Annotated in this window: 10 protein-coding genes; 1 reads left to right on the top strand and 9 read right to left on the bottom strand. The window is 63.3% G+C overall.

Annotation, left to right across the window (positions count from 1 at the left end):
* The first annotated feature begins 11 nt into the window (after nucleotides 1–11).
* The gene (locus B5V02_RS14760) at nucleotides 12–1,289 is read left to right on the top strand and encodes a polysaccharide biosynthesis/export family protein (protein ID WP_111544877.1); all 1,278 of its coding nucleotides are present in this window, start codon (nucleotides 12–14) and stop codon (nucleotides 1,287–1,289) included.
* Nucleotides 1,290–1,615: 326 nt separating this feature from the next.
* On the opposite strand, the gene B5V02_RS14765 is transcribed toward B5V02_RS14760, so the two are convergent.
* The 9 genes from B5V02_RS14765 to B5V02_RS14805 all read right to left on the bottom strand — a co-directional run bounded on the left by B5V02_RS14765 (nucleotide 1,616) and on the right by B5V02_RS14805 (nucleotide 13,863).
* A complete protein-coding gene (locus tag B5V02_RS14765; RefSeq protein WP_111544878.1) occupies nucleotides 1,616–2,929 on the bottom strand; it encodes an O-antigen ligase family protein in 1,314 nt (437 codons plus the stop codon).
* Between the two features lie 175 nt (nucleotides 2,930–3,104).
* A complete protein-coding gene (locus B5V02_RS14770; protein WP_111544879.1) occupies nucleotides 3,105–5,195 on the bottom strand; it encodes an ABC transporter permease in 2,091 nt (696 codons plus the stop codon).
* Nucleotides 5,192–6,247: a quaternary amine ABC transporter ATP-binding protein gene (locus B5V02_RS14775; RefSeq protein WP_111544880.1), complete on the bottom strand. Its 1,056-nt coding sequence runs from the start codon at nucleotides 6,245–6,247 to the stop codon at nucleotides 5,192–5,194. The genes B5V02_RS14770 and B5V02_RS14775 overlap by 4 nt, the downstream gene beginning before the upstream one ends.
* Nucleotides 6,248–6,344: 97 nt before the next feature.
* Complete coding sequence (locus B5V02_RS14780; RefSeq protein WP_111544881.1) at nucleotides 6,345–7,283, bottom strand: ABC transporter substrate-binding protein; 939 nt, start codon at nucleotides 7,281–7,283, stop codon at nucleotides 6,345–6,347.
* An 81-nt stretch (nucleotides 7,284–7,364) separates the two neighbouring features.
* A complete protein-coding gene (locus B5V02_RS14785; protein ID WP_111544882.1) occupies nucleotides 7,365–8,192 on the bottom strand; it encodes an SDR family NAD(P)-dependent oxidoreductase in 828 nt (275 codons plus the stop codon).
* A gap of 57 nt (nucleotides 8,193–8,249) precedes the next feature.
* Complete coding sequence (locus tag B5V02_RS14790) at nucleotides 8,250–9,020, bottom strand: glucose 1-dehydrogenase (RefSeq protein WP_111544883.1); 771 nt, start codon at nucleotides 9,018–9,020, stop codon at nucleotides 8,250–8,252.
* Between the two features lie 4 nt (nucleotides 9,021–9,024).
* Nucleotides 9,025–9,519 carry an acetone carboxylase subunit gamma gene (locus tag B5V02_RS14795; RefSeq protein ID WP_111544884.1) on the bottom strand — a complete coding sequence of 165 codons (495 nt, stop codon included), beginning with the start codon at nucleotides 9,517–9,519 and terminating at the stop codon, nucleotides 9,025–9,027.
* Entirely contained in the window at nucleotides 9,516–11,720 is a 2,205-nt protein-coding gene (locus B5V02_RS14800) for a hydantoinase B/oxoprolinase family protein (protein ID WP_111544885.1), read from the bottom strand. The genes B5V02_RS14795 and B5V02_RS14800 overlap by 4 nt, the downstream gene beginning before the upstream one ends.
* Before the next feature lie 13 nt (nucleotides 11,721–11,733).
* Nucleotides 11,734–13,863, bottom strand: coding sequence for a hydantoinase/oxoprolinase family protein (locus B5V02_RS14805; RefSeq protein WP_111545411.1), 2,130 nt, complete (start codon nucleotides 13,861–13,863; stop codon nucleotides 11,734–11,736).
* Between the last annotated feature and the right edge of the window lie 68 nt (nucleotides 13,864–13,931).

The following is a 13,931-nucleotide window of genomic DNA, read 5'->3' on the forward strand; positions in this document are numbered from 1 at the left end:
GGAACGTTCAGTTGAAAACAGATATATTCGAAGCCTTTCGCAGCGGCCCGGTTTCCGGCCGTCTGCGGCGGGCGCGTTTGCTGGCCACATGCGTTGCCGTGTCGCTGGTCATCCCCCACATCGCCGCCGCCGACGAATACCGCCTCGGATCGCAGGACAAGCTCACCATCCGCGTCGCCGAATGGCAGACTGTCGAAGGCACATTTCGTGACTGGTCGGCGGTGAATGGCGAGTACACGGTCGGCCCTTCCGGCACGCTGTCGGTGCCGTTCGCCGGCGAGTTGCCAGCATCCGGCAAGACCACGTCCGAAATCGCCGCGGCGATCAGCGTGGCGCTGCAGCGCAAGCTCGCTCTATCGGACAAGCCCGAAGCCTCTGTCGAAATGGCGCAGTTCCGGCCATTCTACATTTCGGGCGAAGTCCAGAACCCCGGCCAATTTCCTTATGTGCCCGACCTGACGGTGCTGAAGGCCATAAGCGTCGCCGGTGGCATCAGGCGAAACGCCGACTACGGGCCGCAGCTCGGCAAGGACCTGGTCACCGCCAAGGGCAACTTCGACATCTCTGACGACCAGCGCATTCGGCTGATCGTCAAGCGCGCGCGCATCGACGCGGATATGGCCGGCAAGACGAGTTTCGAGGTGCCGAAGGAGGCCGAGGGTGATCCGCGGTTGCCGGCCATCGTTGCCGACGAGATGACGATCCTGACGTCCGACCAAAAGGCGCTGAAGCTGAAGCTTGAGGCGCTCGACGATCTGAAAGGGGTTTTGCAGTCCGAGATCGAATCGCTGCAGAAGAAGATCGTCAACCAGCAACAGCAGGTCGACCTGGCACAGCAGCAGCTCACCAGCATCGGCCCGCTGGCTCAGAAAGGCCTGATCGCCAACGCCCGACTGCTGGATTCGAGGCAGTCCGTCGCCGACCTGCAGGGCAAGATCCTGGACTACGAAACGGCCATCCTCACCGCCAAGCAGGCGATCAGCAAGGCGACGCAGGACGCCATCGATGCCCAGAACACCCTGAGTTCAAGTCTCGCCATCGACCGGCAGCAGACCGAAGCCGACCTGAACGAGGCCGCGCTGAAGGTGAATATGCAGAAAGGCCTGATGGCCCAGGCCAGCGATCCCGCGATGAGAGTCGCCAGCGACACCGACCAGCAATCCAGCCTGCTCTACGCACTGGTGCGGGTCGTCGACGGCAAGAGCAGCGAAATCGCCGCGAAGGAAGATACACCGGTGCTGCCTGGCGACGTGATCAAGGTCAAGCTGGCGCCGCTGACCAGCCAGTAGACCCCATCTAAAGCGCGTCGCGTTGAAACGGATTCATGCGACGCGCTTCAAGTCTTTGTTTGTATGCATGTCGTTGTCTCAAAACCGGGGCCACTTTTGAGCGACATGCAATAGTAGACCTGGGGACCCCAGCCACACTCAGACGTTTCCCGCCTTGCGCCAAGCCTGCCTGGGCGGAAGCTTTGCTCTAGGTGAAGGCTCTTTTGGCCCGGCTTCAACCTGAGAAACGATAAAGCGCGTCGCGTTTGAAGGGATTCATACGACGCGCTTCAAGTCTTGGTTTTCGTGCATGCCAAAACCGCTGCGCAGTTTTGACATGCATTGGCTCATGACGGGTTGGCGGCCGCCGGACCATCGACATGCCGGGGCCATGCAGCCTCTCTCTTCGCCGCCTCCGCCTGCTCGAAGGCGGGGCTCCACCGCGTGCGGGTGACCGGCAGCCGTGCCAGCTTGAAGAAGCTGAAATACATCAGGAAGGAGCCCATGATGTAGGGGTTGAGAATCTCGACCTCGACGAAGGAGCGGATCAAGAGCAGCACCATCACGCCGAAGAGGATCACGGAATCCGCTTGCCATGCCCTGAAGATCACCGCCGAGACGTGGCCGTAGAGTGTGCGCAGCATGACCAGCGAGACCATCGTCGCACCGACGAAGCCGAGTTCGACGAGGGCTTCGATATAGGTGTTGTGGAAGTGGAAGCCGGTGCGGGTGGTGATGTAGAATTCGTTCCACAGCCGCTCGGCTTCGGCGAAGCCCTGCACCCAATAGGCAGCATAGCCGACGCCGAGAATCGGTGCTTTCTGCACGGCGTTCCAGCCCTGCTCCCACAGATAGGTCCGCCCGGTGAGGGTTGAATCCTTGCCGAAGAGGCCAAGGACGAAGTCCATCAGCCCGAGGTTCAAGGCGACGAAGGCAACCACGATCAGCAGGCCGGCGCCGACCAGGAAGATCACCCGGCGATAGCGCCGCGACAGCAGCTTGCTCATGGCAAGAAGCGCCACCAGCGCCAGAACCGCCGGTATCGAGGCCATCGAGGTGGCGGAATGCGCAATGACCAGCAGATAGGCCGACAACAGCACGATGGGCACCGCCAGGATGACGCTCAGCCAGCCGCGTCTGTAAAAAGCAATGAATACAACGCAGAAATAGATGCCGAGCGAGGCGACAAAGCCGATCTGGTTCTTGGAGGCGAAGGCGCCGACGAAGTTGTAGGTGCCGTCGAGAACGTCCTCGGAATAGTTTCCGACCCGCAGCGAATAGAGCAGGACGACAAATATCCCGATCAGGGCGCCTATGGTCAATGTGCGCACGCTGACGGTGCGCGCCGCGACGTAGGCGCAGGCAATATGGGAAAAATACTGGATTGACGTCCTTGCGGTGACGCCGGGCGCCTGCGACCAGAAGACCGAGAAGCAGACATAGGCGGCAAACAGCAGCGGCAGCCAGGCACTGGACAGGTGCCGCAGGAACCGCCGGTAGTCGACCAGGATGAGCGGAAGCCAGACCGCGTAATAGGCCAGGATCAGGACCTGGCCAAAAATGACCGAATAGGAGAACGCCCATATCGAAACGGCTACGGCAAAACTGCCATAGACCGAGTTCTTCTCCGGATCGACCAGCAGGGACTTTGGAATCTTCATCTCAGAGTCCCGCCGAGGCGACCCAAGGCCGGCGGGCCATAGGCCAGCCGGCATATCCGCAAACAAGGGCGTGCAATAAACGGCGTCTCCATTGTGCAGTGCAATATAACCTATCGCGCCCTGCGCTCAATGGCAAATCCGGTCACCTTGTCTTACAGCGAGGCGACTGCCGAGATCAGGTCGTCGCTCGTCCGGCCACAGCTGCCTGGATCAGGCGATCGGCGAGAATGGCCAGAAAGGCGATCGACAGGCCGGCGATCAGCCCCATGCCGGCATCGGCCTTGCCCAGCGCGACATAGACCGCCTGTCCGAGATCGCGCGTGCCGACCAGGGCGGCGATGGCGAGCATCGACAGTGCCGCCATGATGGTCTGGTTGAGCCCCAGCATGACCACCGGCAGCGCCAGCGGCAGCTTGGCCTGGAACAGCGTCTGCACCGGGGTCGCGCCCATCTGCTCGACCGCCTCGACGACATCGGCCCGGACATGGCGCAGACCATGCTCGACATAGCGGATCGGCGGGACGATGGCGTAGAGCATGATGGCGATCAGTGCCGTGAACTCGCCGACCTTGAAGAACATCAGCGCCGGGATCAGGAAGACGAATTGCGGCATGGTCTGCAGTGCGTCGCAGACCGGCTTCAGGATGCGCGAAACCCGTTCGCTGTAGGCGGCCCAGACGCCGAGCGCCCCGCCGATGACAAGGCAAAGCAGCACCGCCAGCGTGCAGAGATAGAGCGACTGGACCAGCGCGCCCCACAGTCCGTTGACGAGGATCAGCAGGAACCCGGCCACGGCAAAGAGCGCCAGCCGCAGGCCGGCGACCTGAAAGGCGAGCAGGGCAATGCCAAGGATGAAGACCGGCCAGGGGAAGCCGAGAAAGCCGGTGTAGAGCAGCGTGCCGGCGACCAGCAGCGCCAGTGCCGGCCGCCAGTTGAAGCGATGCAGCAGCAATGCGCAGGCGAGCAGCACGGCGACAGCATAGGTCGCGTTCGCGGTCGGCGAGAGCGTGAACCCCCAGATGGCTGGAACCGCGGCGCCCGATATGCCGATCCTGAGCGGCAGCAGCAGGCAATAGAGAACGCCGTCGCGCAGGCCGTCGAAGAACCAGGCACAGTCGCGCACGAGGCCCAGCAGCCATTGATTGATGCCGCCGACCTGCATGCGCAGCCCGGTGGCCGGCAGCAAGGTTTCGTTCGGCCACAAGAGGCGAATGGCAATCGCCAGCGCCGCCGCGAGGGCCAGGACAATTGCCAGCCGGCGATCGGTCATCCATGTCATGGCCGCCGTCGGCCCGGCCGGACGCGCCTTGGCAAACCCGATCGTCAGCCGGTCGATGAGGATGGCGAGCAGCGCGATCACCAGGCCCGACAGGATGCTCTGGCCGAACTCGGCCTTGCGCATCGACGACAGCACTTCCCAGCCGATGTCCTCGAAGCCGCCGATGATGGCGGCGACAATCACCATCGACAATGCGGCCATCGTCGTCTGGTTGAAGCCGACCAGAATCTGCGGCAGCGCGGTCGGCACTTCGACATGCCAGAATTGCTGGCGGCGCGTGCAGCCGCTCATCAAGCCGGCCTCGCTGATATCGGAAGGCACGCGATCGAGGCCGAGCAAGGTGTTGCGCACCATCGGCGGCGTCGCATAGATGGCGCTGGCGATCAACCCGACCACCGGCCCGAAGCCGAACAGCAGAAGCAGCGGGATGAGATAGGCAAAGGCCGGCACGGTCTGCATCAGGTCAAGCGCGCCGAGCAGCACCGGGCGCAAGCCGGGCCTGGTATGGCCGAGCACGCCAAGCGCGAAGCCGAGCACGGTGGAGATCGGCACGGCGAGCAGCACCAATGACAGCGTGCTCATGCTTTGCGGCCAATAGCCGGCCAGGAGAATGTAGGTCAAAGCCAGCAAGGCAAAGACCGCCAGCCTGATGCCGCTTGATTTCAGCGCCAGCGCCGCCACCGCCAGCATCACCGCAGGCCATGGCAGCCAGACCAGGACGAGGCGAGCGCCACGCATCGGCGCTTCGAGCGCGGCGGAGAGGGCCCGGAATGCCGGCTGGACGACGGTCACGACAGCGTCGGTGACCGCGTTGACGCCTGCCGCCAGCGGCAAGGTCCACTCCTTGGGAAACGTCACCAGCCAGGGGAAATCGGTCTTGAGGACGAGACACAGCGCGGTCAACGCGATCAGCGCGCACCAGGGCAGAAGAGCCGGCTCGATTGCGACCCTCGGCGAGGATCGGAACGATGCGGCCGGCGCCGTCATGATCGCGTCCGCCTTGTCTGTTCCCGCTCCAACACGGCAAGCACGGCGCCGGCGGTCAGCAGCGCCGGCGGGCCGGCGCCCTCGCCCGGAACGCTGAACGCGCGAACGCCTGAGGCCAGCCGCGGAATAAGCTCCTCCAGGCTGGCACCGGCAGCGACGCTTTCCTCGGGCACGGCTGACCCGTTCAGCGACGTCGCGAGATCGCCTGCCTTGATGACGCGCAACAGCGGCATGTCTTCGGTGAACTGCGCGACATAGTCGTCAGCCGGGTTGAGCACGATGTCGGCCGGACGGCCGATCTGGACGATCTTGCCGGCCCGCATGATGGCGAGCCGGTCGGCCAGCCGGAAGGCTTCGGCCATGTCGTGGGTGATGAAGACGATGGTCTTCTTCAGCATCCGCTGCAGGCGCAGGAACTCGTCCTGCATCTGCCGGCGGATCAGCGGATCGAGCGCCGAGAACGGCTCGTCGAGGAACCACAGTTCCGGACCGACGGCGAGCGAGCGGGCGATGCCGACGCGCTGTTGCTGGCCGCCCGAAAGCTGATGCGGAAACGAGGCCTCGCGGCCCTCTAGCCCGACCAGCGCAATCATCTCGCGGGCACGGGCTTCGCGTTCCTTCTCCGGTCTGCCCTGGATCTTCAGCGGAAACGCCACATTGCCCAGAATGGTGAGGTGCGGCAGCAGGCCGAAATTCTGGAACACCATGCCCATGGCGTGGCGGCGCAGTTCGATGAGCTCCTTGCCGGTGGCCTTCAGCAGGTCCTGGCCGTCGAGCAGGATTTCACCGGCACTCGGCTCGACCAGCCGCGACAGGCAGCGCACCAGCGTCGACTTGCCGGAGCCGGAAAGCCCCATGATGACGAAGATCTCGCCGGTCGCGACCTCGAACGTGGCATCGACCACGGCGGGCAGATGCGCTTCCGAGCGCAGCCGCTCGGCCAACGCATCGGGCTCGATGATGTAGCCGCGTGAATCGAAATAGTAGGCGGGACGCCGCCCATAGACCTTCCAGACATTGCGGCAGGCCAGTTTGATCGGCGCGGCGGTCATTGCATGAACCCCTCAAGCAACCAGAATCCGGCTTCGCACAGATGCGAAACCGGATTGGCAAATCGACAACCACCCAAGTGGCGGGACATCGGGCCGCCTATCCCTTGGTCGCGTCGACCCAGGGCTTCCAGACGGCTTCGTTCTTGTCGACCCATTCCTTGACGACGGCGTCGAGATCCTTGCCGTCCTTGTCGACGGCCAGCATCATCTTCTGCTGTTCGGTGGCGTCCATCTTGAACGCCTTGAGGAAGGCGAGCGCCGCCGGCCATTTGGCACCGAAGCCTGACCAGACGATCTTGTCGACATCGGGCGGCGTGATGCAATGCTCGTTGCTCTGCACTTTGCAGGGCGGCATCTTGATCCAGCCGACGTCGTTTTCGGCGAGCGCATAATGCGGACCCCAGAACATCATGACCAGCGGCGACTTGGCGGCCTCGGCGGATTCGAGCTCGGCCACCAGCGCACCTTCCGACCCTGCCGGGACGGCGGTGTAGGGCATGCTGTTGTCGGCCAGGATGGTCGCCGCCCGCGAACCCCAGTCAGCCGGATAGTCGAGGAAGCGGCCATTGGGCGCCGTCTCGGGCGTCGACAATGCCTGCACGCATTCGGGCTTGGTCAGCGCCGACCAGTCGGGCAGGCCCGGGCAAACCTTTTCCATGAATTTCGGATAGATCCAGCCTTCGCGCGTTTCGAGGTCGAGCTTGCCGATGTCCTCGATCTTCTTTTCGGCCAGCACCTTCGGATAGATGTCGCCGACATTGTTCAGCCAGATCTCCACCGAAGCGCTCAGCGAGCCGTCGGCAAGGCCGGAGAATTGTGGGAAGTTGCCGGCGGTGACGTATTCGACCTTGTAGCCGATCTTTTCCAGCAACTGGCCGGCAATGTGGGTGGACACGTGGGCGCCGGTCCATTCGAGCATGGCGAGCTTGATCGGCTCGTCCTTGGCGCCGAGTTCGGCGGTTCTCCCTTGCGTGTTGGCTGCAAGCAGAAGTGCCAGCCCGATGCCGGCGCCTTTCAAGACATTGGTCCTTTTCATATCAGTTCCCCTGTCGGTTGGACTTTTTCCTACCTTATGCCGGCCTCCTCCCATGAAGACCGCAACCATCCCGCAAGAACGCTACCATAGCGCTCCGCCGGTGATCTGGATGTTTTCCATAGTGATGCCCTTGGCCAGATCCGAGCACAGGAACACGGCCAGAGCGGCGATCTCCTGCGGCTGCAGCATGCGCTGCTGCGGGTTGCCCCTGGCGATCTCGGCCATCGCTTCCTCTGCCGTGCGCCCCTTGCCTTCGCGCTCGACGACCTGCGCCACGTTGCGGCGCATCAGTTCGGTCTCGACCCAGGTCGGGCTGATCATGACGCAGGTGACGCCATGCGCCGCGCCTTCCAGCGCCACGCAGCGGGTCAGGCCGAGAAGGCCAGCCTTGGACGCGCAATAGGCCGGATTGTCCTTCCAGCCGACGGAAGCCGCGGTCGAGCCGATGTTGACGATGCGGCCCCAGCCACGCTCGATCATGCCTGGCAGCACGGCGCGGGTGACGCGGAAGGCGCCGGTGAGATTGGTGTCGACGATCTTGTCCCATAGGGCGTCGGAATGGCCGCAGACCGGCTGCTCGGCGGTGGTGCCGGCGGCGTTGACCAATATGTCGGTAGGGCCAATAGCCGCCTGGGCCTCGGTGGTGAAAAGGTTGGTCACCTCGCTGTCGCGCACGTCGAGATGGGCGGCGTGAACCCTTGTCCCGTGGGCGGCAAGAGCCGCGCGCACGCGCTCGATTTCGTCGGCGCCGGGATAGTAGGCGGCATCGGATTTGTCAGCGCCAGCGGGCGCGATGTAGGAGCCGACAGCGACGTTGGCGCCGGCCTCGGCCAGCGCCGTGGCAATGGCAAAGCCCATGCCGGAAAACCCGCCGGTGATGATCGCGCTGCGGCCGGAAAGGTTTGTCATCAGGCATAGTCTCCAGACAGTTCGGCGCGGGCGAACAGGCCCGAGACGATTTGAGATTCACACGGCAAGATAGCCTCCATCGACGACCATTTCGGAGCCGGTGACGAATTTGGATTCATCCGAGGCGAGGTAGAGGACCATGTAGGCGATGTCGTTGGGTTCGCCGAGGAAGCCTATGGGGTGACGGGCGAGCGCCTTGGCCTTCTCCTGGTCGAGCGTGCCGAGATCGCGCAGATAGTTTTCGGTCTGCGGCGTCCAGATGTAGCCGGGATGGATGGAGTTGCAGCGGATTCCGTAGCGCTTCTCGGCGCAGTGCACGGCAACCGCCTTGGTCAGCGTGCGCACGCCACCCTTGGAGGCACAATAGGCGGCGAGATCGGCCTCGCCGATGATGCCGTCTATGGACGACAGGTTGATGATCGAGCCGCCGCCCGATTGCTTCATCAGGGCGATGGCTTGCTGGCAGCCGAAGAAGACGCCGTCGAGATTGACGACCATGGTGCGCCGCCATTCCTGCAGCGAGGTGTCCTCGATGTTTTTCGCGATGGCGATGCCGGCATTGTTGACCAGCACGTCGAGCCGCCCAAATTTTTGCTCAACGGCCGCCATCACCGGCGGCCAGTCGTCGGGGTTCGAAACGTCGTGACGAAGCGAGAGGCTTTCGCCGCCGTTCTGGGCGATCAGATCGGCCGTCTCGGCGGCGGCTGCCTCATCGATGTCGGTGACGACGAGCCTGGCCCCCTCCGCGGCAAGCAGCAACGCAGCCGCCCGCCCAAGGCCCATTCCGGCTCCGGTGACGAGTGCTACCTTGCCTGCGACGCGGTTCACAACATCAGCTTCCTTCGAGTGGTTTCCCCAGCCATTCGCGATAAAAGCCTTCGAGGTCGGGTTCGAAATCATGCACTAGGGGATAGCCGGGTGCCGCCGCCTCGACCTCGTGCAACGTGCCGCATTGCGGGCAGATGAATTCGCGGATTTCCATCCATTCGGGGTCGGGGAGATCGCTGTTCGGATAGATCTCGCGCAGGGATTGCTCAGTGTTGCGGACGTTGATCGCGGCGTTGAGCTTCCAGTTCTTGCGGTAGTCGCCGAAGGAGTGGCCGCATTCGCAGCGCGTTATCCGCTCGTCGCCGCTCTGGCAGATGAACAGGTGGTCGCTGACCGGCAGCAGGATCGGATCTTTCCAGGCGACGCGGTCCTGATAGACGGCGACCATCTTGAAGAAACGATCATCGTCCTTGTAGGCGCTCATGATGCGCCGCGTCTGCGGCCATGGCAGCTGGCCGGCAGCCAGATCGCGGATGACTTCCTTGCTGTACGAGGTCATGGCTTTGCTCCCGGCGTGAAGATCGATCTGACATCGACGTTCCAGAAATCACTGAAATCCTTGGTGAAGCGCGACGACAGCTTGATCGCGCTGGCATACATTTTCTTCACCTCCGGCGCGAAGTCGGCCTTTTCGACCCTGCCGCGCTCGGCGGCGATCCAGTCCGACACCGGGATTGCTTTCGCCAGACGTTGCTTGCGCATAGCGGTGCGGCGTTCGACCGTGGCGTCGATATCGGCTAGGGGATAGCCGTCTTCATCGTCCTTCAGCACGATGCCGAAAACCTGGTCGGCCGCTTCGCGGGTGAGAAAACCGTTCTCGACATCCCAGGCCGTCTTGATCGGATCGCGCTCCAGCACGTCGCCGTAGCCACCGCCGCCATTGTAGGAATGGCTGAAGATATCGCCGGACTTGTGCGGCGAGGTGATGTAGGGGCCCTCGACCACGACATGGTCGCCACCGAAGTTCTTCTCGTAATCCGAGACGTGCGGGTCGATACCGGGCGCATGCGCCAGCGGTTCGCCCCTGGCCGCCAGTTCGTGAATGTTGGAGTTGCGCACCGCGCGGTGCTTCTGGCAGGTCGGCGCCGGATAGCCGCCGCACATGCCGCCATTGTCGAACACACGCGAGGAGTGCTCCGAGGTGTGGAGCCTGAGATGCGAGGTCTTGTTGATCAGCCAGGTCGAGACGAAGGAACAGCCGCCGCGATATTTGCCGGCGCCGCCGGAGTTGGGGACGATCGAGCGGCCGATATAGACCATCGGCATCGACTGTTCCCAGACCTCGATGTTGCCCATGTCGGATTCCGGGTTCCAGCCGACATAGGCGGTGTCGAGACCGTCCTTGATGGCGAGCGCACCGGAGCCGGCGGCGGCGCATTCGAAATGCGCCATGCCGAACGGCGTGCCGTACTGGCTTTCGCCGCCCATCTCGATCATCGGGCTGTTGACCTGGCCGACGAAGGCCTCCTCGACGAAACCACGCGCCACGAAGCTGCGCGACAGCAGCCGCTGGAACACGCCATAGGCCGGCAGCAGCAGCGCCCATGATGTGGCTGTCGCCACCATCTCATTGTCGGGATTGGTCCAGGTGCCATGCGGCAATTTCAGCTCGGTCGCCATCCAGGCGCCGTCGTTGACCAGGCCTTCGAAATTCATGTGCTGGGTCAAGGTGACGAACATGCCGCCATCCATGCCGGCCGGCGTGCAGTTCATCGAATGGTAGCCCCAGGGCTGGGTGCCCTCGAAGTCCATGGTGATCTTGCCGTCGGTGGTGATCTCCATCTCGATCGGGATGTTGTAGAGCCAGTCCGGATCGCCGAGCAGCTGGAAGCCTGGCTTGCCGGCTGTGACGTGGCCGTAAAAGGTATGGCCGCGATAGATGCCGGGCACGGTGAGCTGGCGGGTGCGGGCAAGCTGGGCGCGGCGGCCTTCCTCGATGAACTCCTTCGACACCGTCATCCAGTAGTCCAGGCCGATCTCGGAGATCAGCTGCTTGACGCTTTCGCGCATGTCGATGCAGGAAGCGACCTTGGCCTTCTCGTCGAGCACCCAGTAGATCGGCATGCGCAGATTGCGCTCGCAGCGAATGACATAGTCGCGGCGGATCTCGTCGTTCTCGCCGATCTTTTCGGCGCAGACGAACAGGCCTTCGGTGAAGCGTTCCTGGGCAAGACACACGTCGCCGCCTGGGGTGATGCCGCCGGCTTCGAGCTCGTGGCAGACCGCCCCGGCCCAGCCGACCAGCGTGCCGTCATGGAAGATCGGCACCACGTCCATTACGTCGGGCACCTGCACGGTGCCGATGAAGGCGTCGTTGTTGGCGAAGATGTCGCCTTCACGGATGCGCGGGTTTTCCTCATAGTTGTTCTTGATCATCCATTTGATGAAGCGGCTCATCGTATGGACATGCACCATGATGCCGTTGGACAGCGCGATGGCGTCGCCCTCGGGTGTGTAGATGGCGACCACCATTTCGCCGACTTCGCGCACGCCGGGCGAGGCCGAGATGCGGCGGGCCATTTCGCGCGCCGAGACACAATAGGCGCGCAGCTTGGTGTGCAGCGTCTCGAATTTCAGCGGATCCTGGTTGCGGAGCGTGAGTTCCTTGATGCCGTCATAGCAGCCGGTCTCTTCCATCAGCCGCTCGGAATCGAGCAGTCTTTCGCGAAGGCGCAGGGCCGAGGCAGGTTTGTCCAACATGGCGGTCGCCCTCTCAAGCGTGGGTGTAGTGAAGCAGCGTCCATTCATCGACATGGACGCGATCTTGCGGGTGGACGACGAGCGTCGTGGCGGGATGTTCGATGATGGCCGGGCCGATCACTTCATGGCCGGGCTGCAAGAGATCCATCTCGTAGAGATTGGCCTTGTGCCAGCGTCCACCGATATAGGCCTCGCGCACACCCTTGTGGGCGTCAGCCGGATTGGAGGCGCCGAGCGGCCGCTTGAGCAGCACCGGCTTGACCTTGTCGGCGGTGGCGATCAGCCCGAGCTCGGTGATGGTGAAGCCGGCTTCGCCATAGCGCGACACGCGGTGGTTGACCTTGGCATAGACCGCCTCGAACTCGTCGAGCACCTTGCGCATGTCGTCGGCCGAGTTGACCTCGGCAAGCGGCGCCATCACCTCGACGTCCTCGAGCTGGCCGGTGTAGCGCATCATCAGGAACGGCACAGTTTTGATCTTTTCGCGTGCATGGCCGTCGGTGATCATCTCGTCGACCGCGGCCTTGGTCAGATCGTTCCACACCGTGGTGACCTTGGCGCCGAAAGCGGCAAGCGTCGCCTCGTCGGCGCGCGAGGGGATGTCGTGCTGCGTCGACACCGAATGACGGCGCATGAAATCGGCGGTGGTGCAGCCGAAGGCGGAGAAGGCGGCGGCGAACTGGAAGGTGATGATGTCCTTGAAGCCGATGCCTCTGGAGCAGCCGGCCAGGTGCAGCGGACCTGAGCCGCCATAGGAAAGCAGCGTGAATTCCGACGGATGGATGCCTTGGCCCGAGATGACCCGGCGCAGGGCGTTGTTGGCGTCGGACTCCAGCATGTCGATCATGCCTTCCGCGGCTTCCTCCAGCCCGACGCCCAATATGTCGGAGCATTTCTCCTGGAAGGCGCGGCGGGCCTTTTCGACCTGCAGCACGACCTTGCCACCAAGGAAGTAATGCGGGTTGAGGCGTCCCAGAATGGCGTCGCAATCGGCGATGGTGGGTTCGGTGCCGCCGCGATCGAAACAGATCGGGCCAGGGTCGGAGCCGGCGCTTTCCGGCCCGAGGCTGACTTTTTTCGTCAACGGATCGACCTTGAGAATCATACCGGCGCCGGCGCCGATGGTGTCGAGATGCAGCGTCGGCACGTTGAGCTTGAAACGGTCCATCAGCGGCTCGTTCTCGATCCGCGTCTGGCCGCGCGTGATGACCCCCATGTCGAAGGAGGTGCCGCCCATGTCCGAGCAGATCAGCGAGTCGTTGCCTATCAGCTTGCCGACATACGCGGCACCGAGGATGCCACCGATCGGCCCGGAGATCATGGTTTCATGCAGGCGCGGATGGTTGATCGAGGTCAGGCCGCCAAAAGAGAGCAGCGTCTGCACGCCATATTTGAAGCCGTACTTCTTCGAGACGTCCTCGATGCCCTTGAGCTGCTTGCGGCCGCGCGACGTGGCGTAGGCCTCGATCAGCACGGAGTTCAGCCGCGACTGCTCGCGGATGACGGGACGGACCTCGTGGCTGGTGTAGACGGTGATCTCGGCGCCGGCCTTTTCGATTTCCGCGCGGCAGATCTCGGCGATGCGCTTCTCGTGCACCGGATTGACGTGCGAGAAGATGGTCATGATGCAGATCCCCTCGACCTTGTCGGCGATCAGCTTTTTCGCAGCGGCGGAAACCTCGTGCTCGTAGAGCGGCAGCACGATATCGCCGAACTGGTCGATGCGCTCGGTGACGCCATGGGTGCGGCGACGCGGCACCAGCGGGTCGGGATGGTGATGGGTGACCGCATGCAGCCGGTCGGCATATGAATAGTCGGCCCAGGCCTGCAGGCCGCGGCCCATCAGGATCATGTCTTCCAAGCCCTTGGTGGTGATCAGGCCAAGCCGGCGCCCGGTGCGCGACAGCAGCGTGTTGAGCATGCCGGTGCCGGAATAGAGCACGACGTTGACGCCGGAAAACAGCGATTCCAGCGAAATGCCCCAGGCGTCCGCCGCGTCCTCGGCCGAAGCCAGAAAGCCCTCGGCCTCGTTCTTCGGTGTCGTCGCCGACTTGCCGATCTTGAAGTGGCCGTCCTGATCGACAAGGATCGTGTCGGTCATGGTGCCGCCGGCGTCGATACCGATGACGATTGGATTGCCAATGATAGGGGCGGTGAGGTTGGGTTGGGTCACGGTCGCCTCGGGATCTGGTCTAGGTTGTCGCTAGGCTA

Source organism: Mesorhizobium kowhaii (genome assembly GCF_003253745.1).
GTDB lineage: Bacteria > Pseudomonadota > Alphaproteobacteria > Rhizobiales > Rhizobiaceae > Mesorhizobium > Mesorhizobium kowhaii.